The 22,879-nt window shown below is 69.7% G+C and carries 14 protein-coding genes; 12 read left to right on the top strand and 2 right to left on the bottom strand.

From position 1 onward, the window contains the following. Positions 1–75 precede the first annotated feature (75 nt). From BMZ38_RS07425 to BMZ38_RS07470, 11 genes are all read left to right on the top strand, one after another. Entirely contained in the window at positions 76–291 is a 216-nt protein-coding gene (locus tag BMZ38_RS07425) for a DUF3606 domain-containing protein (RefSeq protein WP_175483718.1), read from the top strand. A gap of 110 nt (positions 292–401) precedes the next feature. Beyond that, positions 402–3,524, top strand: coding sequence for an alpha-1,4-glucan--maltose-1-phosphate maltosyltransferase (locus tag BMZ38_RS07430; protein ID WP_091335952.1), 3,123 nt, complete (start codon positions 402–404; stop codon positions 3,522–3,524). Between the two features lie 60 nt (positions 3,525–3,584). Continuing rightward, entirely contained in the window at positions 3,585–6,887 is a 3,303-nt protein-coding gene (gene treS / locus BMZ38_RS07435; protein ID WP_091335954.1) for a maltose alpha-D-glucosyltransferase, read from the top strand. Then, positions 6,884–9,058, top strand: a complete 2,175-nt coding sequence (gene glgB, locus BMZ38_RS07440; RefSeq protein WP_091335956.1) for a 1,4-alpha-glucan branching protein GlgB — start codon at positions 6,884–6,886, stop codon at positions 9,056–9,058. The genes treS and glgB overlap by 4 nt, the downstream gene beginning before the upstream one ends. Before the next feature lie 154 nt (positions 9,059–9,212). Continuing rightward, positions 9,213–11,324, top strand: a complete 2,112-nt coding sequence (glgX, locus tag BMZ38_RS07445; protein WP_091335958.1) for a glycogen debranching protein GlgX — start codon at positions 9,213–9,215, stop codon at positions 11,322–11,324. Next, on the top strand, positions 11,321–13,090 hold the full coding sequence (gene treZ / locus BMZ38_RS07450; RefSeq protein WP_091335960.1) for a malto-oligosyltrehalose trehalohydrolase: 1,770 nt from the start codon (positions 11,321–11,323) through the stop codon (positions 13,088–13,090). Before glgX ends, treZ begins: the two co-directional genes overlap by 4 nt. Further along, a complete protein-coding gene (locus tag BMZ38_RS17535) occupies positions 13,087–13,266 on the top strand; it encodes a hypothetical protein (protein ID WP_139202410.1) in 180 nt (59 codons plus the stop codon). Before treZ ends, BMZ38_RS17535 begins: the two co-directional genes overlap by 4 nt. Further along, the gene (malQ, locus tag BMZ38_RS07455; protein ID WP_091335962.1) at positions 13,263–15,356 is read left to right on the top strand and encodes a 4-alpha-glucanotransferase; all 2,094 of its coding nucleotides are present in this window, start codon (positions 13,263–13,265) and stop codon (positions 15,354–15,356) included. Before BMZ38_RS17535 ends, malQ begins: the two co-directional genes overlap by 4 nt. A 577-nt stretch (positions 15,357–15,933) precedes the next feature. Next, positions 15,934–18,621 (top strand): malto-oligosyltrehalose synthase, encoded by a 2,688-nt coding sequence (gene treY / locus BMZ38_RS07460; RefSeq protein ID WP_245747220.1) that lies wholly within the window; start codon positions 15,934–15,936, stop codon positions 18,619–18,621. Between the two features lie 105 nt (positions 18,622–18,726). Next, positions 18,727–19,359, top strand: a complete 633-nt coding sequence (locus tag BMZ38_RS07465) for a sigma-70 family RNA polymerase sigma factor (protein WP_425431868.1) — start codon at positions 18,727–18,729, stop codon at positions 19,357–19,359. Continuing rightward, positions 19,356–20,015 carry a ChrR family anti-sigma-E factor gene (locus tag BMZ38_RS07470; protein ID WP_091335964.1) on the top strand — a complete coding sequence of 220 codons (660 nt, stop codon included), beginning with the start codon at positions 19,356–19,358 and terminating at the stop codon, positions 20,013–20,015. The genes BMZ38_RS07465 and BMZ38_RS07470 overlap by 4 nt, the downstream gene beginning before the upstream one ends. Positions 20,016–20,128: 113 nt before the next feature. Here the strand turns inward: BMZ38_RS07470 and BMZ38_RS07475 are convergent, their stop codons facing one another. Beyond that, positions 20,129–20,701 (bottom strand): lipocalin family protein, encoded by a 573-nt coding sequence (locus BMZ38_RS07475; protein WP_091335966.1) that lies wholly within the window; start codon positions 20,699–20,701, stop codon positions 20,129–20,131. Between the two features lie 215 nt (positions 20,702–20,916). On the opposite strand from BMZ38_RS07475, the gene BMZ38_RS07480 reads away from it, so the two are divergent. Continuing rightward, positions 20,917–21,414 carry a TspO/MBR family protein gene (locus tag BMZ38_RS07480; RefSeq protein WP_245747219.1) on the top strand — a complete coding sequence of 166 codons (498 nt, stop codon included), beginning with the start codon at positions 20,917–20,919 and terminating at the stop codon, positions 21,412–21,414. A 13-nt stretch (positions 21,415–21,427) separates the two neighbouring features. Here BMZ38_RS07480 and BMZ38_RS07485 read toward each other — a convergent pair whose 3' ends face one another. Continuing rightward, the gene (locus tag BMZ38_RS07485) at positions 21,428–22,837 is read right to left on the bottom strand and encodes a cryptochrome/photolyase family protein (protein ID WP_091335970.1); all 1,410 of its coding nucleotides are present in this window, start codon (positions 22,835–22,837) and stop codon (positions 21,428–21,430) included. Positions 22,838–22,879 lie beyond the last annotated feature (42 nt).

Here is a 22,879-nt window from a genome sequence, read left to right on the forward strand (position 1 = left end):
TCCGTGACGGCGCCTTCAATGCCCCCCCACGAAGATGGCCGGGCTGCCGCAGTCCGCGCGGCCACGGGTGATGTGATGAGCCAGTCCGACCGGACCCTGAGCACGATCAACGACAGAGATCCGTTCGCGATGCGGTACTGGTCCAAGCAGCTGCGCATCTCCGAACGTGACCTGCGCGAGGCGATCGCCGCGGTCGGCACCAGCACGCAGGCGGTACGCCAATACACCAACCGGCCGCAGGCCAGCCATTCAGCCAAGCCGCGTGGCGCCAGCCGCCGACGCAGCGACTGATGGCGCGGCGCAACGGGACAGCGGACGTGCCCGCCAGCTCTGGCACCGCTCGCCAACGCAAGCGCCGGTCCGGTACCGCGCCCCCATCATCTTTGCTCCCGGGAGACTCCATGGCGGTACATGCGGCCGCGCCGCCCCGTATCCTCAGCCTGCCCGCCAGGCCAGACGCCGGCATGCGCACGTCCTGGTTCGAGCGTGCGGCCGAGCTCGGCTTCAGCCACGTGCTCGCGCCCGCGACGCTGCTCGACGAAGGCGTCGATGCGGTCGGCACCATGTCACGCATCTGCCATGACCACGGCCTGGGCCTGCTGCTCGACGTGGACGTGGCGCTGCCGTTGCCGGCGGATGCGCCCCTCCGGGCCGAGCATCCGGAGTGGTTCCAGGCGCTGCCGGACCTGGCGTCGCTGCCCGACCCGCGACGCCCTGCGGCCGAGGCCGGGGTGCGCTGGCGCCTGCATGACGACGGGGTCGCACCGGAGGCGCTGGCGTGGTGGTGCGAACGTCTGCGCGATGCGCTGCAGGCCGGTCTGGCCGGGCTGCGGCTGCTGTCGCTGGATGCCGCGCCGGCGGCATGGTGGGCGCACCTGATCGACGGCCTGCACGCAAAGGCGCCACGCGCACTGTTGCTCGGCTGGACGCAGGGATTGTCGCCAGCCGAGCTGGCACCGCTCGCCGGCATCGGCTTCGACTTCGCCTTCTGCTCGGCCGAGTGGTGGGATTTCCGCGCTGGCTGGCTGGCGCGCGAGCTGCGCCGCCTGGCCGAGGTCGCGCCGCCGCTCGCCTGCGCGGCGGCGCCTTTCGGCGACCCTGCCGCCGACCGCGGCTTTGGCGGGCGCGAACTGGCCCAGCACCGGCGCCGCGCCGCGTGGTTTGCAGGGTGCTGCGCCAGCGGCTGGCTGATGCCGGCCGGCTTCGAACGCGACGAGGCGCGGGGCGTGGACCTGACGGTCGATATCCGCGCCATCAATGACTGGCTGCGCGGCCTCGGTGCGCAGTCGAGGCAACCGGTGGCCATCCACATCGACGATGCCTGGGTTGGCGTGCTGCGCCGCCAGGCCGAACGTGCGTGGGTGGCGCTCCTCAATGCCCGGCTGGACACCGCCACGGCGGTCGATCCGGGCGCCATCGCCGGCGGCGCTACCTGCACTTACGGCGACTGGACCGCGCCCGACGGCGCGCCTGTTGCCGGATCCATCGTGCTGGCCGCGGGCGAGGTACGCATCCTCGAGGGCACGCAGACCCGCCCGATTGCCACGCGCACCGGCGCGGCCGCCCACAAGCAGGCGCTGGCCGCGGCGACGCAGGCGCCACGCATCGCCATCGAGGCCGTCACGCCGTGCGTTGACGACGGCCGCTTCGCAATCAAGCGCGTCGTCGGTGACGTGGTCACGGTGGAGGCCGACGTCTTCATGGACGGCCACGACAAGCTCGCCGTGGCCTTGCGCTGGCGCGCGCTGGACGAGAAGCAGTGGCACGAGCTGCGCATGGAGCCGCTCGGCAACGACCGCTATCGGGGCCGCTTCACCCCCACCCGCATGGGCCGCCACGAGTACACCGTGCAGGCCTGGCGCGACGCGTACGCCAGCTATCGCCACGAAATCGTCGCCAAGCATGACGCCGGCGTACCGATCGCGCTGGAGATGCGCGAAGGCCAGCACCTGGTCGAGCAGACCGCCGCAGGCACTTCCCCGGCCAGGCGCAAAGCGCTGCGTGCGCTGGCCAGCGCCCTGGCCAAGGCCGAGGACGATGAAAAGCGCTACCGACTGCTGATCGACCAAGCCACCGCCAAGGCAATGGCCGAGGGCGACTTGCGTGCATTCGCAGTGGAGCATCCGCCGCTGCGGCTGGAGGTGGACCGCCGTGCCGCGCAGTTCGCCAGCTGGTACGAGCTGTTTCCGCGCTCGATCACCGAACACCCCGAACGCCACGGCACGTTCGGCGATGTCATCGGACGCTTGCCCGCGATCCGCGAGATGGGCTTCGACGTGCTGTATTTCCCGCCGATCCATCCGATCGGCCGCGCCTTTCGCAAGGGCCGCAACAATACGCTGACGCCTGATGAACACGACCCCGGCAGTCCGTACGCGATCGGATCGGCCGAGGGCGGCCACACGGCGATCCACCCGGAGCTGGGAAGCATCGAAGACTTCCGCGCCCTGCGCGACGCGGCCCGCGCGCAGGGCCTGGAGCTGGCGCTGGACTTCGCCATCCAGTGTTCGCCGGATCATCCCTGGCTCGCCGAGCATCCCGAATGGTTCGACTGGCGCCCCGACGGCAGCCTGCGCTATGCGGAGAACCCGCCGAAGAAATACCAGGACATCGTCAACGTCGATTTCTACGAGGAAGGTGCCATCCCGTCGCTGTGGCAGGCGCTGTGTGACGTGGTGCTGTACTGGGCGGGTGAGGGTGTGCGCACCTTCCGCGTGGACAACCCGCACACCAAGCCATTCCCGTTCTGGGAATGGATGATCGCGCGCGTGCGCAGCGAATATCCGGACGCGTTGTTCCTGTCCGAGGCGTTCACCCGGCCCAAGCCGATGTACCGCCTGGCCAAGCTCGGTTTCAGCCAGTCCTATACCTATTTCACCTGGCGGCACACCAAGCAGGAATTCACCGACTACCTCATCGAGCTGACGCAGGGGCCGCCGCGCGATTTCTTCCGCCCCAACTTCTTCGTCAACACGCCGGACATCAATCCGTATTTCCTGCAGCAGTCCGGCCGCACCGGCTTCCTGATCCGCGCCGCGCTGGCGACCATGCTCTCCGGCCTGTGGGGCATGTACTCCGGATTCGAGCTGTGCGAGGCCGTGCCGATCCCGGGCAAGGAGGAATACCTCGACTCGGAGAAGTACGAGATCAAGCCGCGCGATTGGAACACGCCGGGCAACATCATTGCCGAGATCACCCAGCTGAACGCGATCCGCCGCGAGCAGCCGGCGTTGCAGAGCCACTTGAACGTGCGTTTTCTTCGCGCCGACAACGAACAGGTGCTGTTCTTCGAGAAGACCGCGCCCGGCGGGCGCGACCGCGTACTGGTGGCGATCAACCTCGATCCCCACCATGCGCAGGCAGCCGACCTGCACCTGCCGCTCGACGACTGGAGCGTGGCCGAGGACGCGCCACTGACCGTCGAGGACCTGCTGCACGACGCCACGCTGACCTGGCGCGGCAGGCGCCAGCATGTATGGCTGGGGCAGGGCATGCCGTACGCGATCTGGCGGGTGGAGGCCTGACATGTCCCGTCCGGAGCACGCTCCCGCAACCGCACCTGCAAGGCACGGAAGGAGCCACGCATGAGCGCGCACCTCAATACCGCAAGGCGCAGCTTTACCAGCGACCCGCTCTGGTACAAGGACGCGATCATCTATCAGGTCCACGTCAAGTCGTTCTTCGATTCCAACGACGACGGCGTGGGCGATTTCCAGGGGCTGATCGACAAGCTCGACTACATCGCCGAGCTGGGCGTGAACACGCTCTGGCTGCTGCCGTTCTATCCGAGCCCGCGCCGTGACGACGGCTACGACATCTCCGAGTACAAGGCCGTGCATCCGGACTACGGCAAGCTCGGCGATGCCAAGCGCTTCATCGCCGCGGCGCATGCGCGCGGCCTGCGCGTGATCACCGAGCTGGTGATCAACCACACCTCCGACCAGCATCCGTGGTTCCAGCGCGCGCGGCTGGCCAGGCCCGGCTCGGCGGCTCGCAACTTCTACGTGTGGTCGGACACCGACCAGGCCTATCCGGGCACGCGCATCATCTTCCTGGACACCGAAAAGTCGAACTGGACCTGGGACGCGGTCGCCGGCCAGTACTTCTGGCATCGCTTCTTCTCGCACCAGCCGGACCTCAACTTCGACAACCCGGCGGTGATCAAGGCCGTGCTGGGCGTGATGCGTTTCTGGCTGGACCTCGGCGTCGATGGCCTGCGGCTGGACGCCGTGCCATACCTGATCGAACGCGAGGGCACCAACAACGAGAACCTGCCCGAGACGCACGACATCCTCAAGCTCATCCGCAAGGAGATCGACGAGCACTATCCCGACCGCATGCTGCTGGCCGAGGCCAACCAGTGGCCCGAGGACACGCAGGACTACTTCGGCAACGGCGACGAATGCCACATGGCGTTCCACTTTCCGTTGATGCCGCGCATGTACATGGCGATCGCGCGCGAGGACCGCTTCCCGATCACCGACATCATGCGCCAGACGCCGGCGATTCCGGACAACTGCCAGTGGGCGATCTTCCTGCGCAACCACGACGAGCTGACGCTCGAGATGGTCACCGACACCGAGCGCGACTACCTCTGGCAAACCTACGCCAGCGACCAGCGCGCTCGCATCAACCTCGGTATCCGGCGGCGCCTCGCGCCGCTGATGGAGCGCGACCGCCGCCGTATCGAACTGATGAACTCGCTGTTGATGACCATGCCCGGCACGCCGGTCCTGTACTACGGCGACGAGCTGGGCATGGGCGACAACATCCACCTGGGCGACCGCGACGGCGTGCGCACGCCGATGCAATGGTCGATCGACCGCAACGGCGGCTTTTCGCGCGCCGACCCCGCGCGGCTGGTGCTGCCGCCTATCATGGATCCGCTGTACGGGTATCAGGCCGTCAATGCCGAGGCGCAGGCGCGCGACCCGCATTCGCTGCTCAACTGGACCCGCCGCGTGCTGGCCGTGCGCAAGCGCTACAAGGCATTCGGCCGGGGCAGCATCCGGTTCCTCTATCCCGGCAATCGCAAGATCCTCGCCTACCTGCGTGAGTACGAGGACGAGCAGGTGCTGTGCGTGGCCAACATGTCGCGCACGCTGCAGGCGGTGGAGCTGGACCTGGCCGCGTTCGAGGGCCGCGTGCCGGTGGAGATCGTCGGTGGGAGCACCTTCCCGCCGATCGGCCGCCTGCCGTACCTGTTGACCCTGCCGCCGTTCGGCTTCTACGGTTTCCAGTTGTGCGCCAACGCGCAGATGCCGCCGTGGCACCAGGTACCGGCCGAGCCGATGCCCGATTTCGAGACGCTGGTGCTGCGTGGGCCGCTGGTCGAGGGACCGGTGATGGCGCATCACCGGGGTGCGCTGGAGCGCGACGTGCTCCCGCCATACCTCGGGCTGCGCCGCTGGTTCGGCGCCAAGGACCGCGGCATCGCATCGCTCAGCATGATGTATGGCCAGCCCTGGCCCGACCGGGGCGAGGACCTGGTGATCACCGAGATCATCGCTACGCTCAACGATGGCGGCATCGAGCGCTACTGCCTGCCGCTGGGCATCATCTGGGAAGACGAGAACCCGCCCGCCCGCGCGCAGCAGCTCGCCCTGGCGCGCGTGCGCCGGGGCCGCCGCGTGGGCTACCTCACCGACGGCTTCGTGCTGGATGCTTTCGTTTCGGGCCTGCTGCGCGGATTGCGCCAGCGCCTGGAACTGCCGCTGAAGCGGGGCGGGGTGATCCGCTTCACCGCCACGCAGGCGTTCGATGCGCTGGACTTCCCGACCGATGCCGAGAACCGCTGGCTTTCCGCCGAGCAGTCGAACAGCTCGGTGATCGTGCACGAGCGCGGCATGCTCAAGCTCTACCGGCACATCGCCCATGGCATCAATCCGGAACTGGAGATGGGGCGGCACCTGACCCGCGTGGGCTACGCCAACACGCCGCCGCTGCTCGGCGAGGTGCTGCACGTGGGTGCCGATGGCGTACCTTCCGCGCTGGCCGTGCTGCAGGGCTTCGTACGCAACCAGGGCGACGCCTGGCGCTGGACGCTCGACTACCTGCTGCGCACCTGGGACGAATTCAGCCATGCCGCGGACGATGCCGAACGCGCCGAAATCCTGGCCGACTACGACAGCTTCGCCGCTGCCGTTGGCACGCGGCTGGGCGAGCTGCACGCGGTGCTCGCACAGCCGAGCGAGGATGAGGCGTTCCAACCGGTAACCGCCGGCGACACGGACGTGGGCAGCTGGGCGGCCGACGCGCGCGCGCAGTTGCAGCGCGCCGCCGAAGCGCTGGCTTCGCTGGATTCCGTTGACGCCGCGCTGCGCGAGCAGCGCGAGCGCCTGCTGCAGCGCCGGCCTGCACTGGAGCAGCGCATCGAAAGCCTGGCCCGGCAGGGCGAAGGTGCGCTGCGCACGCGCGTGCATGGCGACTTCCACCTGGGCCAGGTGCTGGTGGTGCAGGGCGATGCCTGGCTGATCGATTTCGAAGGCGAACCGGCCCGACCGCTGGAAGAACGCCGCATCAAGACCACGCCCCTGCGCGACGTGGCCGGCTTCCTGCGCTCGCTGGACTACGTCGCCGCCGTCGCCCTGCGCGGCGAAGACGGCGTGGCGCCGATCGAAGACCCTCTGTTTGCACCGTTCCTGGAGCGTTTCCGCCTGCGCGCGTCGGAGGTCTTCCTGGGGGCCTATGTCGCCGTGCTGGAGCGTGCGCCGGTGCGCTGGATCAGCGCCCCGGCGCTGGGACCGATGCTGCAGCTGTTCCTGCTCGACAAGGCCGCCTACGAAATCGCCTACGAGGCGGCCAACCGGCCGGGCTGGCTCAGCGTGCCGCTGCAGGGCCTGTTGCGCCTGGCCGACGAGGCTGCCATCGGAGGAGCGGGCACGTGAACGGGCACTGGCTCGACCCGGGTGCAGCGCAGGCGCTGTTGCAGGCACGCCACGGCGACCCGTTCGCCGTGCTCGGACCGCACCGCGCCGATGGTCGGCGCGTGGTGCGCACGTTGCAACCGGGCGCCCAGCGTGTCGAGGCGGTCGACGCGCTGGGCCGGATACTGGCGCCGCTCGAACCGGTGGCCGAGGGCCTGTTCGCCGGTGTCGTGCCGGGCGAGGGCAGCTACCGGCTGCGCGTGCACTGGCCCACAGCGGTGCAGGAGCTCGACGATCCCTATGCCTTCGGCGCGCTGCTTGCCGAGCACGACCTGGAGCTGCTGGCGCAGGGTCAGCATCCGCAGGTGCACCGGCAGCTAGGTGCCCACCCGGTCGAACTGGATGGCATACCAGGCGTCCGCTTTGCGGTGTGGGCGCCGAACGCGCGGCGGGTCAGCGTGGTCGGCGACTTCGACCATTGGGACGGCCGCCGCCACCCGATGCGCCTGCGCCTGCCGTACGGCGTGTGGGAGCTGTTCGTACCGGGCCTGATGCCCGGCGCCCGCTACAAGTACGAGATCCTCGGCGCCGACTTTTCGGTGCAGCAGAAGGCTGACCCGGTGGCGCTGGCGGCCGAGGCACCGCCGGCGACCGCCTCGGTCGTGGCCTCGGACGCACCGTTGCGCTGGACCGACCACGCCTGGATGGCCGAGCGCGCCACGCGCCAGCGGCTCGATGCTCCACTGTCCATCTACGAGCTGCACGCCGGTTCGTGGTGGCGCGACGAACACGGCCAGTCGCCGGGTTGGGAAGCGCTGGCCGAGCGCCTGATCCCTTACCTGGTCGGCATGGGCTTCACCCACCTCGAGCTGCTGCCGATCGCCGAACATCCGTTCGGTGGTTCGTGGGGCTACCAGCCGCTGGGCCAGTACGCGCCGACCGCGCGCTTCGGCCCGCCCGAGGCGTTCGCACGGTTCGTGGACCGCTGCCACGAAGCAGGACTGGGCGTCATCGTCGACTGGGTGCCGGCGCACTTCCCGGCCGACCCGCACGGCCTGGCGCACTTCGACGGCACCGCGCTGTACGAACACGCCGACCCGCGCGAAGGCTTCCACCAGGACTGGAATACGCTGATCTACAACCTGGGGCGCAACGAGGTTTCCGGCTTTTTGATCGGCAGCGCGCTGGCCTGGCTGGAGCGCTTCCACATCGACGGACTGCGCGTGGACGCGGTCGCTTCCATGCTCTACCGCGACTACAGCCGCAAGCACGGCGAATGGGTGCCGAACGTCCACGGCGGACGCGAGAACCTCGAGTCGATCGCCTTCCTCAAGCGCTTCAATACCGTGGTGCACCAGCGCCACCCGGGCGTGCTGACCATCGCCGAGGAATCGACCGCGTGGCCAGGCGTCACGCGCGCGCCGACCGAAGGCGGCCTGGGCTTCGACTACAAATGGAACATGGGCTGGATGCACGACACGCTCGAGTACATGTCGCGCGATCCGATCCACCGGCGCTGGCATCACCACGAGATGACCTTCTCGATGGTCTACGCCTATTCCGAGCACTACGTGCTCCCGCTCTCGCACGACGAGGTGGTGCACGGCAAGCGCTCGCTGCTCGGCCGCATGCCGGGCGACGACTGGCAGCGCCTCGCGAACCTGCGCGCCTACTACGGCTTCATGTGGGCGCATCCGGGCAAGAAGCTGTTGTTCGCCGGCGCGGAGCTGGCCCAGCCCACCGAGTGGAACCACGATGCGCAGCTGCCTTGGGAACTGCTCGACGACCCGCGCCACCGCGGCGTGCAGCAACTGCTGCGCGACCTCAACCACCTGCTCACGCGCGAACCGGCGCTGCATGCCTGGGACGGCGACCCACGCGGTTTCCGCTGGGCGATCGGCGACGACGCGAACAACAGCGTGTTCGCCTGGCTGCGCTTCGCCGAAGGCGCACGACCGGTGCTGGTGGTGAGCAACCTCACGCCCACGCCTCTCTACGATTACCGCATCGGCGTGCCGCGCGAGGGGCGCTGGCAGCTGGCGATCAATACCGACGACGCCGGCTACGGCGGTTCGGGCGTAGGGCAGGGCGAGGCACAGGCCGATCCGGCCCCTGTCCATGGTCAGCCCTGGTCGGTGGCGCTCACGCTGCCGCCGCTGGCCACGGTGATCTACCTGGCGGAACGTGCATGAGTGGGAATGATTCCATGCTCGCCTGTGGCGGCCCGCCGAATTCGCGGTTGCCGGTGCTTCGTCCCCTGGCTGGCGTGGGGCAAACCACTTCGCGCACGCCGACCTGCTCACCGGCCCGGCATGCACGCACGTGCCCGGCGAAGGAAGTTTGCTGATGCCCACCCTCCCCGAACGCATGCAGTCGGGCTGCCCTTATCCGCTGGGGGCCACCTGCGACGGAGTGGGCACCAATTTCGCGGTGTTCTCCGCGCATGCCGAGCGCATCGAGTTGTGCCTGTTCGATCCCTCCGGCCGCCGCGAGATCGCCCGCTACGACCTGCCCGAATGCACCGACGAGGTCTGGCATGGCTACCTGCCGCGCCTGCGCGGCGGGCAACTCTACGGCTACCGCGCCCATGGCCCTTACGAGCCGGAACAGGGCCATCGCTTCAACCCCAACAAGCTTTTGCTGGACCCCTACGCGCGCCAGCTCGCCGGGCAGTTGCGCTGGTCGGACGTGTTGCACGGCTACCGCGTGTCCTCGCCGCGTGCGGACCTGTCCTTCGACCGCCGCGACAGCGCCGCGGCCATGCCCAAGGCAGTGGTGGTCGACGAGCCGATGCACTGGGGAAACCGCATTCGGCGCCCGCGCACGCCATGGCCGAAGACGGTCGTCTACGAGGCCCACCTGAAGGGCCTGACCCGCACGCTCAAGCGCATCCGCCCACACGAGCGCGGCACCTTCCTGGCGCTGGCCGATCCCTACGTGATCGACCACCTGGTGCATCTCGGCATCACGGCCATCGAGCTGCTGCCGATCCACGCCTTCGTGCAGGACCGGCGCCTGGCCGAGATGAAGCTGCGCAACTATTGGGGCTACAACACGCTGGCGTTCTTCGCGCCGGAGCCCGCCTACCTTGCCGAGGGCGCGCTCAACGAGATCCGCGCTGCCGTGCAGGCGCTGCACGCGGCCGGCATCGAGGTGATCCTGGACGTGGTCTACAACCACACCGGCGAGGGCAGCGAGCTCGGCCCCACGCTCTCCTTCCGCGGCCTGGACAATGCCAGCTACTACCGGCTGCTGCCCGACAACCCGCGCCACTGCATCAACGACACCGGCACCGGCAATACGGTGAACACCTCGCACCCGCGCGTGCTGCAGCTGGTGATGGATTCGCTGCGCTACTGGGTGCAGGCCTTCCACGTCGACGGCTTCCGCTTCGACCTGGGTGTGACGCTGGGCCGCGAGGCCAACGGCTTCGATCCACACTGCGGGCTGTTCGACGCCATGCGCCAGGACCCGGTGCTCAACGACGTCAAGCTCATCTCCGAGCCCTGGGACGTCGGCCCCGGCGGCTACCAGCTCGGCAACCACCCACCCGGCTTCGCCGAATGGAACGGCCAGTTCCGCGACGACGTGCGCCGCTTCTGGAAGGGCGATGCCGGACTGCGTGGTGCACTGGCCGGACGGCTGCAGGGCTCGGCCGAGCTGTTCGACCACCAGTACCGGCGGCCGTGGGCCTCGGTGAACTTCGTCACCGCGCACGACGGCTTCACCCTGCAGGACCTGGTCAGCTACGAGCAAAAGCACAACCAGGCCAACGGCGAAGACAACCGCGACGGTGCCAACGACAACGAGAGCAACAACCACGGTGCCGAGGGCCCGACCGACGACGCGGGAATCCTCGACGCCCGCGGCTGTGCCAAGCGCGCGATGCTCGCCACGCTGCTGTTTTCCCACGGCACGCCGATGCTGCTCGGCGGCGACGAGTTCGGTCGCACGCAGCAGGGCAACAACAACGCCTACTGCCAGGACGACGAGATTTCCTGGTTCGACTGGAAGCTGGCCCAATCCGACGGCGGCCGCGTGCTGATCGACTACGTCGCGCGCCTGATTCGGCTTCGCGAGCAGCATCCGACCCTGCGCGCCGACAGCTTCATGCATGGCGGGCCCGACCTGTTGCCGGGCCTGGCGCCCGTCGCCTGGTTCAACGAGCGCGGGGCGGCGATGCGCCAGAGCGACTGGAACGATGCCCAGGGTCGCCTGCTCATGCTGCGCCGCGCGCTGCCGAAGGGCCGGCGCCACATCGACGTGACCCTGCTGCTGGTCAACGGCACCGGCGAGCCGCACGGCTTCACGCTGCCCGAGCCGAAACTGCCCTGGCGCCTGCGCATCGACAGCGGCAACCCCGAGGCGCCGGAGCGAAACGTCGAGGACGACTCGCTCGAGCTCAAGGGCTGGAGCGTGGCGCTGCTTTCGGCCGCACCGCGGCAGGATGGTGCATGAGCGGGCATTTTCGTCACGCGATGCCCTACGGCGCCGAACTGCAAGGCGACGGAAACACGCGCTTCCGGCTGTGGGCGCCCGATGCCGCCCGCGTGCAACTGGAGATCGGCGAAGGCGCAAGGCATGCGATGCGTGCGCTGGGCGACGGCTGGCACCAGTGCGTCCATGAGGCGCCGGCGGGGACTCCGTACCGGTACATCCTGCGCGACGGGCTTTCCGTACCCGATCCGGCGTCACGGCTGCAGCAGGCCGGCGACGTGCACGGCGCCAGCCTGGTGGTCGATCCCGCCGCTTACGACTGGCAGCATGCCCTCTGGAAAGGCCGTCCGTGGCGCGAGGCGGTGGTCTACGAGTTGCACGTGGGTGCCTGCGGCGGCTTCCGCGGCGTGCAGTCGATGCTGCCAGGGCTGCATGCGCTGGGCGTCACGGCAATCGAGCTGATGCCCGTCGCGCAGTTCCCCGGCCGGCGAAACTGGGGCTACGACGGCGTACTGCCGTTCGCTCCGGCGGGCGCCTACGGTACGCCCGAGGAGCTCAAGGCACTCGTCGACGCGGCACACGGGCTGGGGCTGATGATGATCCTGGACGTGGTCTACAACCACTTCGGCCCGGACGGCAATTACCTGGGCGAATACGCTTCGCCGTTCTTCCGCTCCGACGGGCCGCCGACGCCCTGGGGCGCGGCGATCGACGTGGCGCGGCCGCCGGTGGGCGACTTCTTCGTGCACAACGCGTTGTACTGGCTGCAGGAGTATCGCTTCGACGGCCTGCGGCTGGATGCGGTGCACGCCTTGCACGACCCGTCCTGGCTGCTCTCGCTCGCCGCCCGTGTGCGTGCGGCCGCGGGGGAGCGCCAGCTGCACCTGCTGCTCGAGAACGAAGCCAACCAGGCGCATCTGCTGGGACCGGACCGTTTCGACGCGCAGTGGAACGACGATTTCCACAACGCGCTGCACGTGCTGCTGACGGGCGAGACCGCGGGCTACTACGGCGCCTATGCCGAAGACCCCATCGGCAAGCTCGTGCGCTGCCTGGCCGAAGGCTTTGCCTGGCAGGGCGAGCCGATGCGCGGCACGCCGCGCGGTGAGCCCAGCGCAGGGCTGAGTCCCCTGTGCTTCGTCGACTTCCTGCAGAACCACGACCAGGTCGGCAACCGCGCGCTGGGCGAGCGACTGACCGTGCTCGCCGATCCGAAGTTGCTCGAAGCGGCCTACGCGCTGCTGTTGCTCACGCCGACCGTGCCGATGCTGTTCATGGGCGAGGAGTGGGGCAGCCGCGCGCCGTTCCTGTTCTTTGCCGATCACCAGAACGAGGCACTGCGCACCGCCGTGCGCGAGGGACGGCGCAAGGAGTTCGCCGAGTTCGAAGGCCACGGCAAGGCCGACGTGCCCGACCCGAACGCGCGGTCCAGTTTCGAGCGCTCGCGTCCCGATCCGCACGAGGCGGCCACTCCCGCGGGCATCGCACGCCTGACCCTGATCCGCCTGCTGCTGTCGCAGCGCAGGCAATACCTTCTGCCGCGTCTGCAGCAGGCGCGGCCGCTGGGTGCGCGGGCGCTCGGCGCACGGGCACTGGATGCACGCTGGCAGCTGGGCGATGCACGCCTGCACGTGTACTGCAACCTTGGCCGGAACACGGCTGCCGTCGACGCCAGGGCAACGGCTGATGCGCGATGGTTGCACGGCGAGGCGTCGGCGATCGCCGCCTTGGCCGAGGGCCGCCTTGCACCCACCTGCACCCTGGTCTGCCTGGAACCTTCGGCATGAGCTTCACCGAGCGCCGTGATGCATCCCCTCCTGCGCGTTTGCGTGCGGCAGAGACGGGCGTGCTCTTTCGTGCCCATGGATACCGCTTCGCCAACCGTCCTGCGCAGGCAACGGCGCGCGAGCGCCTCGGCGCGATCCTGCAACGAAGGGCTTTCGCCTATCGAGGCACGGCATGAGCGACCTCGACGCCCGCCTCGCCGAACTGGCCGAGCAGGCTGGCGTGGACGTGCACTGGCGCGATGCCAACGACCGCCCGCAGGAAGTGGCCCCGCCCACCTTGCGCGCGGTGCTCGATGCACTCGGCCTGCCGTGTGCGAACGACGGCGACATCGATGCCAGCCTGGAGCGCCTGCGCCGCGAGCGCGAAGGCACGCAGTTGCCGCGGCTGCTGGTGGCCGACGCAGGCAGCCCATTCCCGTCGCCCGCTGCATCGGAACCGCGCCGCTACCGCATCGAGGACGAGCAGGGCGCGACGGTGGTCGAGGGCACCGCGCCTGCGGACGAGCGCACGCTGCGAGCGCCGGACGCACCGGGCTACTACCGGCTCCTGCTCGGCAACGACGCCTGCACGCTCGCCGTCGCTCCGGCACGCGCCTTCGGCGTGGGCGACATCAGCGGCGCGCATCGCCCCTGGGGCGTGGCGGTGCAGCTGCCGAGCCTGCGCCGTCCCGGCGACGGCGGCATCGGGGACTTCACCGCACTGGAGCACTGCGCCCGCGCTGCCGCGGCGCGCGGCGCCGACGCGCTGGCGATCAGCCCGGTGCATGCGCTGTTCGCCGCCGCGCCCGAACGCTACAGCCCCTACGCGCCCTCGAGCCGCTTGTTCCTCAATCCGCTCTACGCCGACCCCGGCCGGGTGGGCGGTGCCTCCGCGCTGCGCACGGTGACCGACGCGCACAACCTGCGCCAGGAACTGGCCGAACTGGAGTGGCTGGAGCTGATCGACTGGCCGCGTGCCGGGCGAGCGCGGATAACGCTGTTGCGCACGCTGTTCGAATGGTCCTCGGCCGATTCGAAGCTCACCCAGGCCTTGGGCGCCTTCCGCCGCGAACAGGGCGAGCCGCTCGAACGCCATGCGCGGTTCGAGGCGCTGCAGGTGCATTTTCGCGCGCACGACGTACCCGGCGGCTGGCAGGCCTGGCCGGCCGAATTCCATGACCCGACCAGCCCTGCGGTCGCCGCCTTCGCACGCGAGCATGGCCGCGAGGTGGCCTTCCATGCATTCCTGCAATGGCTGGCCACGCGCGGCCTGGCAGATGCCCACCGCACGGCGCGCGAATCGGGCATGGCGATCGGCCTGGTCTCGGACCTTGCGGTCGGCACCGATCCGGGGGGAAGCCAGGCCTGGAGCCACCAGGGAGAACTGCTGCACGGCCTGTCGGTAGGCGCCCCGCCGGACCTGCTCAACCGCAACGGGCAGGACTGGGGCCTGACCACCTTTTCGCCGACGGGCCTGAAGCGCAGCGGCTACGCGGGCTACCTCGGCATGCTGCGCGCCGCGCTGGCGCATGCCGGCGGCGTGCGCATCGACCACGTGCTCGGCCTGAAGCGTCTGTGGCTGGTGCCGCACGGCTTCGGCGCCACCGAGGGTGCCTACGTGCGATATCCGTTCGAGGATCTGCTGCGGTTGCTGGCGATCGAATCGCACCGCAACCGCGCGGTGGTCATCGGCGAGGACCTCGGCACCGTGCCGGCCGACTTCCGCCAACGCATCGGCGCGGAGGGCGTGCTTGGCATCCGCGTGCTGTGGTTCGAGCGCGCAGCCGATCGCGGGTTCATCGCGCCGATGCACTGGTCGGCCGAGGCGATGGCGACCACGTCCACGCACGACGTGGCGACGGTGGCCGGCTGGTGGAGCGGGCGCGACATCGAGTGGCGTGCGCGCGCCGGCCTGGCCGAGCCGGGCGTGGACGAGATCGCCGGGCGAGCGATCGACCGCGGCCGCCTGTGGCGTGCGTTGTGCGCCTCGGGCGCGGCCGCGGATGCCGGCGTCATCCCCGATGAAAACCGTCCGCCCACGCCGGAGGATGTTCTGCCCATCGCCATCGCCGCGGCCGGCCACGTGGCGCGCGCGCCCACCCCGCTGGTGGTGATCCCGGCGGAGGATCTGTTGGCGCTGCCGGAGCAGCCGAACCTGCCCGGACCGACCGATGCGGTGCATCCGAACTGGCGCCGGCGGTTGCCCGAGAGCGCGTCCATGCTGTTCGACGGACCGGTGGCGCAGGCCTGCTGCGGCGCCGTCGCGGCGGCGCGCAACGCGCCATGAGCGGGTGGTTGCCGGTTCTTGCCGGTCCTTCGACAGAAAGAGGCTCACAGCCTTTCCGGCGAGTCCCGCCCCTCACCCCAACCCTCTCCCGGGAGGGGAGAGGGAGCAGAGCGTGGCGTGCCTGCAGGCATCGGCCCCCGCACGTCCCGGCGCGCAGCGCTCCCACACGAGGCCACATGCCTCCCTTGCCTCTGCTCCCGGGCGCCCGCGGTATCGCGGCTGCAGCCCCTCTAAGAGCAAGAGACTCGTTCGGCAAGGCGCAATGGCACCTAGCTTTTTACCCGCCCCGGGCTGAGTCAGGCCGTTTCTTTTGGTTACTTTTCTCTGGGCCAGCAAAGAAAAGTGACCCGGGCGCCGACAGGCGATCGGAAGCTCTTTGCAGAAGAGCCAAGTCGCGCAAGGACCCCAAAAGAACGACACACGAGGCCTCGCCAAAACAGCCATCCCCGCGAGCCCCAGCCCCTCACCCAACCCTCTCCCCGGAGGGGAGAGGGCTTCAGTACGCGCGGGCTCAAACCGCTGTACCTGGATATCCGTTCGCCCTGAGCGTAGCGAAGCGAAGTCGAAGGGCCCGCCCATGAGCGAGCCATCGACCGCCGCCATGCCGCCGCGCGCGCTCGCGCGCCTGCAGTTGCATGCGGGCTTCACCCTGGACGACGCGGCGAGCCAGGTCGACTACTACGCCGATCTCGGCATAAGCCATCTCTATGCCTCGCCGCTGTTCGCCGCACGCCCTGGCTCAAGCCACGGCTACGACGTGATCGACTACCACCGCATCAACCCAGAGCTCGGCGGCGAGCCGGCCCTGCACCGGCTGGTTGAAAGACTCCGCACGCGTGGCATGGGGCTGGTGCTGGACATCGTGCCGAACCACATGTTCGCCGGCCCCGGCAATGCATGGTGGATGGACGTGCTGCGCCACGGCCGCGACAGTGCCTACTCCGGCTATTTCGACGTCGACTGGCGCAGTGCCGATCCGCTGGTACGCGGCCACGTGCTGTTGCCCATCCTGGGCAAGCCCTACGCACAGGCGCTGCGCGACGGCGACGTGCGCCTGGCGCGGGAAGGGCAGGATTTCGTGCTGCGCGTGCACGACAACGCGCTGCCGCTCGCGCCATCCACCGAGGCGGTGCTGCGCCGGGCAGGGGAGCCCTCCGGTGTGCTGGCCGCGCACGACGCCACGCGCGAGTCCGGCTTCCATGCGTTGCATGCGCTGCTGGAGCAACAGCATTACCGCCTGGTGCTGTGGAAGCTCGCCAACGACGTGATCGACTACCGCCGCTTCTTCGACATCAACGAGCTGGCCGGCCTGCGCCAGGACCGCACGCGCGTGTTCGAGGACAGCCACGCACTGGTGTTCCGGCTCTACGCGGAAGGACTGATCGACGGCCTGCGGATCGACCACGTCGACGGCCTGGCCGACCCGCACCGCTATTGCCGCCAGCTGCGCCATCGCCTGCGCCGGCTGCAGCGCCAACGCCCCGCAGGCGCGCCGCGCGGCCCGGCCTACGTAGTAGTGGAGAAGATCCTCGCCGAAGGCGAGCGCCTGCGTCCGGCCTGGCGCATGGACGGCACCACCGGCTACGAGTTCATGGACCAGGCCTGCGCGCTGCTGCACGACCATGCCGGCGAGGGCATGCTCACCGAGCTGTGGCAGGCGATCAGCGGCGAGCCTGCCGATTTCGCCGCCGTGGCGCGCGCCGCGCGCCAGCAGATCCTGGTCGACAGCTTCGAGGCGGAACTGGACCGCACGGCCCGCGCCCTGTTCGATGCCGCCCGTGCCGACGTGTCCACCCGCGACGTCAGCCTGCCGGCGATCCGCCGCGTGCTGGTCGAGTTGTTGGTGCACTTCCCGGTCTACCGCACCTACGCCGGTGGCCTAGGCCGCGACGCGATCGACGAGGCCGTGTTCCAGCTGGCCTATGCTCGTGCGCGCCGCCACGTGCGCATCGAGGACCGCGAGCTGCTGGCCGAGGTGGCCGCCTGGCTCGGCGGCCAGGCGCCGCGCGGCCTGCCACCGGGCCGGGTGCGACAGGCGCGCGAGCGGGCGATGCGCATCTTCCAGCAAGCCACCTCGCCGATGGCCGCCAAGGCGGTGGAAGATACCGCCTGCTACCGCTACGGCCGGTTGCTGTCGCGCAACGAAGTAGGCGCCGATCCGGGTCACCTGGCGCTGGACATTCCCGCCTTCCATGCGCTGTGCGCCGAACGCGCGCGCGACTATCCGCACAACCTGCTGGCCACCGCCACCCACGATCACAAGCGCGGCGAGGATGCGCGCGCACGGCTGGCGGTGCTGTCGCAGGCGGCGGTGGCGCCGCGCTGGGCCGCCACCGTCGAACGCTGGCGCGAACGCAACGCCGGCCTTCGCACCGCGATCGATGGCGCCATGGCACCCTCACCGGCCGACGAGTACATGCTTTACCAGAGCCTGGTCGGTGCCTGGCCACTGATGCTCGCGCCGGACGACCAGGACGGGCTGGCCAACTTCCGCGAGCGTGTCGCGCAATGGCAGCGCAAGGCGCTGCGCGAAGCCAAACGCCGCTCGCGCTGGAGCCGCCCGAACGAGCCGTACGAGAATGCCTGCGAGTGCTTCCTCGCCGCACTGCTGGCGCCGGCCAACGGTTTTGCCACCGAACTGCATGCGTTCGTGCAGCGCATCGCCGCCGCGGGCGCGGCCAACAGCCTGGTGCAGACCACGCTGCGGCTGACCACGCCGGGGGTGCCCGACACCTATCAGGGCACCGGCTTCTGGGACTTCAGCCTGGTCGATCCGGACAATCGCCAGCCGGTCGACTTTGCGGCCCTTCGCGACGCACTGGCCCTGGATGCCAGCTGCGACGAACTGCTGCGCCGCTGGCGCGACGGCGCGCTCAAGCAGCGCCTGCTCCAGGCGTTGCTGCAGTTGCGCGCGCGCCATCCAGCGGTGTTCGCCCAGGGCGGTTATCGGCAACTGCCGGTGGAGGCGGACGGCTCCGAAGCTGGTAACCGGCTGCTGGCGTTCGAGCGCAGGCTCGACGGTCGCGCGATCGTCGTGCTGGCCTTGCGCCACACTGCAGCTGTGCTGCTCGATGCGCGCGAACCGCGCTGGGACGATGCCGCCATGGCCGCGTTGCTACCTGCCGAGGTGCGCGTGGGCGGACTCACGCCCGGGCGCTATCGCAGCGTGTTCGACGGACGCGAGGCTGGTATCGGCGACACGCTGGCGGCGGCCGCCTGGCTGGCTCCCCTGCCGGTCGCCGTACTCGAGCCGCTGGCTTCCTGACCCGGCCCTGCCGCGCTGGCCGGCGATCGATGCCCCACGCAGTGGGTTGCATCCATTTGCCCGCCGGCCACGTACAGGTGACCGTCACCCCTGGCTGCCCTGGCTATGATGGACTCCGACCGCTCCACCACGAAGGTGGCGCCTTTCGAGGCTGCGAGAAGCTTGCACAAACCCCCCGACGCCGCACGACACGAATGGGCCGCGCTGGTGGAGGCTGTCGCTTGCCGCCAGGACCGAGACTGTTTCCTGCGCATCTACGACCACTTCTCGCCACGCGTGCGCCGCTACCTGCTGGGCCTCGGCGGCAACGCCGGGCTGGCGGAGGAACTCGCGCAGGAGGCGCTGCTGCGCGTCTGGCAGCGCGCCGGGCAATACGATGCCGAACGCAGCAGCCTGAGCACCTGGCTGTTCCGGATCGCCCGCAACCTGTACATCGACCGCGTGCGCAAGGAGCCGGTCTGGAGCCAGACCCAGGAGTACCTGGAGGAGATGGACCTGGACGGACCGGCCGACGCCGGCGAACGCCCCGGTACCGAGTCGTTGTCGGAGGAAGCCAACATCCACCGGGCCATCGCCCAGTTGCCGGCGGTGCAGGCCAGGCTGATCCGCATGTCCTATTTCGAAGCTAAAAGTCACCAGGCGATCGCCAGCGAACTGGCCATGCCGCTGGGTACCGTCAAATCCCACTTGCGCCGCGCCTTCCTCACGCTGCAGAACGAGCTCCGATGCGAACGATGAATCCACGCCACCACCTGGGCGAGGCAACCCTGCTCAGCTACGCCGCTGGCGCGCTGCCCACCGCACTGGCGGTGGTGGCCGCGGCACACCTGAGCGTGTGCAGTGCCTGCCGCCGCCAGTTGCGGCTGGCCGAGCGTATCGGCGGCGGGCTGGTCGACATGCAGCGCGGCGAACTGCCCGCGCAGCAGGCGCGCGAGGCGATCCTGGCCCGCCTCGACGAGCCGCCCGCACCGGCCGGCGCCTCGATGTTCCCGCCGACCACCGTCGCGGATGATCCCGACGCTTTGCCGCTGCCGCTGCAACCGTACTTCGGACTCTCGCTGCGCACGCTGCGCTGGCGCTGGCTCGCGCCCGGCGTGCATTGCATCCGCGCCAGGGTCAGCGAAGGCAACCTGCTGATGCTGCGTATCGCCCCGGGCAAGAGCATGCCGGTGCATGGCCACAACGGCAGCGAGCTCACGCAGATCCTGCGGGGCGCCTACGACGACCAGCTGGGCCATTTCGCCGCCGGCGACATGGCGGACCTGGACGACGGCATCGAACACCAGCCGGTCACTGCAGCGGGGGTCGCCTGCATCTGCGTGGCCGGGCTGGATGCAACGCTGCGCTTCGACGGCTGGTTCGCGCGGGCCTTGCAGCCACTTTTCGGGCTCTGACACCCCACGCGAGCAGAGCATTGCGTGCCCGCTGCCGGGCACCGGTTCGGTCACGATGCAAAAAAAAGCCGCGAGCAACCCAGTGGTCGCCCGCGGCGTCCGGTCCACGGGGGCTACTGGCAATCGATGCCCGAGATGACTTGCTCCAGACCCGGATCCGGCCACTGCTGCGGGACCTTCACCACCAGCCCGGGGTCGTAGCCCAGTGCCGCCACGCGCGTGAGCATCGCCTGGTAATCCGTGGCCGGCACCTGCGGCGTGCGCGCCATGTACCAGAGGTAATCGCGCTTGTCGCGCGCGACGATGACCTGCCCATAGTCCGGTGCTAGCCACGCCACCAGATACTGGGTCTTGAAGAACCAGGCGAAGTGCACGTGCCAGCGCGCGCGGCTGGGGCCCGGGTCCACCGTGGCGGTGGAGCCGATCGTATCGACCGCTCCGGCGTGGCCGCCCTTGCGGTAGACGTAGTGGGTGCAGATCGTGCCGTCGGGCATGCGCCGGTACAGTTCCACCGCGTTGTAGCTGTGGCGTTCCGGTCGCGTGGGGATAGCCGCAATCACGTACCAGCGGCCCATGTAGCGCGACACGTCGACGTGGGCGACCGTTGTGATCGGCGGTTGCGTGGTGTGCCCGCACGAGGGCAGGCCCGCTGCGATCAGCAGGCAATACAGCAGACGTGGCTTCATGGCGGCTCTCGCTCTGGGCAGGATGGCGGCCTCGCAGGCGCAAGCACCCGCCTGGCCGGACGCGTCCTCTACGCGGAGGCGCCGCGAACGGATGCACCAGGCCAGGATAGAGATGGGGCAGGGCGTGATCCGTTTGGCGGCGAACTCCGTAGGCCAGTAGCGTGACCGAGCCACGCCTCGCGCCCCCACGTCCGATGTACACAGGAGGATCGACCATGCCATCGACCAGACCCATGCAACCCTGGCTCGGCCTCGCCGGCTGGTGGCTGCTCAGCTTCGCCGCGGCTGCCGTGGGCGCGCTGGCGTCGATCCAGGCGCGCGCGTTCTACGGGCAGCTGGCGCAACCGCCGTGGGCGCCGCCCGCGGCGGTGTTCGGGCCGGTGTGGACGCTGCTTTACGCGCTGATGGGTCTGGCTGCCTGGCAGGTCTGGCGCGCGGGCGGCTGGTCGCGCCGGCGCGTCGCGCTCGGGCTGTTCGTGGCGCAACTGGCGGCCAACGCCGGCTGGAGCTGGTTGTTCTTCGGCTGGCACCTGGGCGGAGCAGCCTTCGCCGACATCGTCGTGCTGTGGTTGCTACTGGTCGCGACGGTGCGGGTCTTCTGGCGCGCGCGGCCGGTCGCCGGCGCGTTGCTGCTGCCGTACCTGGGCTGGGTGAGTTTCGCCGCTGCGCTGAACTGGCGCGTATGGCAACTCAACCCGCTGGCGCTGGGCTGAGTGAGCCCTGTGCTCAGCCCTTGAGTCGCTGATAGGCCGCCAGCGCATGTTGGCGTGACTGGCCAAGATCGACCATCGGCGCGGGGTACCCGCTGCGCTTGAGCAATGCGGGGTCTTTCCAAGGTTCGTGTTGCAGCGCGGGCGGTGCATCGGCCAGTTCCGGCAGCCAGCGGGAAAGGTAGCGAGCCTGCGGATCGAAGCGCAACGCCTGGGTGACCGGGTTGAATACGCGGAAATAGGGCGCCGCGTCGGCGCCGCAACCGGCCACCCATTGCCAGCCCATCGTGTTGTTGGCGAGGTCCGCGTCCACCAGCGTGTCCCAGAACCAGCGGGCGCCGTGGCGCCAGTGCTGGCGCAGGTTCTTGGTCAGGAAGCTGGCCACGATCATGCGCACGCGGTTGTGCATCCAGCCCGTCTGCCACAACTCGCGCATCCCCGCATCGACCAGCGGGATGCCGGTACGCCCGCGCTGCCATCGCGCGAGTGCGGCTTCGTCCGGTGCGACCCAGAGCTGGTCCCCGATGCGCGGATTGAAGTTCGTGGTGGGCGTGTCGGGAAAGTGGAAGAGCAGGTGATGGGCGAACTCGCGCCAGCCCAGCTCGCGCAGGTAGGGCTCCAGGTCGGCGCGCGCGCTGGCGGACTGGTTGTGCCGCTCCAGCGCGTGATGGATCTGGCGCGGCGAGATCTCGCCGAAGTGCAGGTGAGGCGACATCCGCGAAGTGCCGTGCCGCGCCGGCAGGTCGCGCCCCTGCGCGTAGTGCGCCAACGCATCGTCGGCGAAGACGTCCAGCAGTTCGCCGGCACCGGCCTCGCCTGGGGTCCATGTCGCGGCCAGGCCGTTATCCCATGGCCGGTCCGGCAGCAGTCCCAGCGCGGCAAGCGGCAGCGTGCCAGGCAGTTCGCTCCATCCGCCGAGGGCTGGCGCGGGCAGGGGTGCATCGGCCGCCAGCTGGGGACGCAGCGTGCGCCAGTAAGGCGTGAAGACACGGTAGGGTTCGCCCTGCCGGGTGGCGATGCGCCAGGGCTCGCACCAAAGCGCGGCATTGTGGCTGTGTACTTCGATGCCCTGGGCCTGCAGGGCGGACTTCAGGCGGGTGTCCCGTGCGATGGCGGCCGGTTCGTACAGCCGGTTCCAGTACACCGCGCTGGCGCCACTGCCAGCCACCAGCGAAAGCAACGCCTCGAGCGTGGGACCGCGGACGACGTGCAGCCCGGCCTGCCGATCGCGCAGCGAACGGTCCAGCGCGGTCAACGAATGGTGCAGCCACCACCGGCTGGCGGCGCCGGGCGGGAAGTCACCTTCCTCTTCGGGCGCGTGGACGTACACCGGCAGCACGCGCTCGTGCGATGCGCAGGCAGCACTCAGGGCGGGGTTGTCCGCCAGGCGCAGGTCGCGCCGGAACAGCACCAGGGCGATGCTCACGGCCGGACGGCCGCGTGCGATGGAAGGCGGGCTGCGCCGCCG

It is taken from the genome of Frateuria terrea (assembly GCF_900115705.1).
GTDB classification, from domain to species: Bacteria; Pseudomonadota; Gammaproteobacteria; order Xanthomonadales; family Rhodanobacteraceae; genus Frateuria_A; species Frateuria_A terrea.

Coding starts and splice junctions, on each gene's coding strand:
- BMZ38_RS07425 (WP_175483718.1), top strand. CDS start 76: ATGAGCCAGTCCGACCGGACCCTGAGCACGATCAACGACAGAGATCCG.
- BMZ38_RS07430 (WP_091335952.1), top strand. CDS start 402: ATGGCGGTACATGCGGCCGCGCCGCCCCGTATCCTCAGCCTGCCCGCC.
- treS (WP_091335954.1), top strand. CDS start 3,585: ATGAGCGCGCACCTCAATACCGCAAGGCGCAGCTTTACCAGCGACCCG.
- glgX (WP_091335958.1), top strand. CDS start 9,213: ATGCCCACCCTCCCCGAACGCATGCAGTCGGGCTGCCCTTATCCGCTG.
- treZ (WP_091335960.1), top strand. CDS start 11,321: ATGAGCGGGCATTTTCGTCACGCGATGCCCTACGGCGCCGAACTGCAA.
- BMZ38_RS17535 (WP_139202410.1), top strand. CDS start 13,087: ATGAGCTTCACCGAGCGCCGTGATGCATCCCCTCCTGCGCGTTTGCGT.
- malQ (WP_091335962.1), top strand. CDS start 13,263: ATGAGCGACCTCGACGCCCGCCTCGCCGAACTGGCCGAGCAGGCTGGC.
- treY (WP_245747220.1), top strand. CDS start 15,934: ATGAGCGAGCCATCGACCGCCGCCATGCCGCCGCGCGCGCTCGCGCGC.
- BMZ38_RS07465 (WP_425431868.1), top strand. CDS start 18,727: ATGATGGACTCCGACCGCTCCACCACGAAGGTGGCGCCTTTCGAGGCT.
- BMZ38_RS07470 (WP_091335964.1), top strand. CDS start 19,356: ATGAATCCACGCCACCACCTGGGCGAGGCAACCCTGCTCAGCTACGCC.
- BMZ38_RS07475 (WP_091335966.1), bottom strand. CDS start 20,701: ATGAAGCCACGTCTGCTGTATTGCCTGCTGATCGCAGCGGGCCTGCCC.
- BMZ38_RS07480 (WP_245747219.1), top strand. CDS start 20,917: ATGCCATCGACCAGACCCATGCAACCCTGGCTCGGCCTCGCCGGCTGG.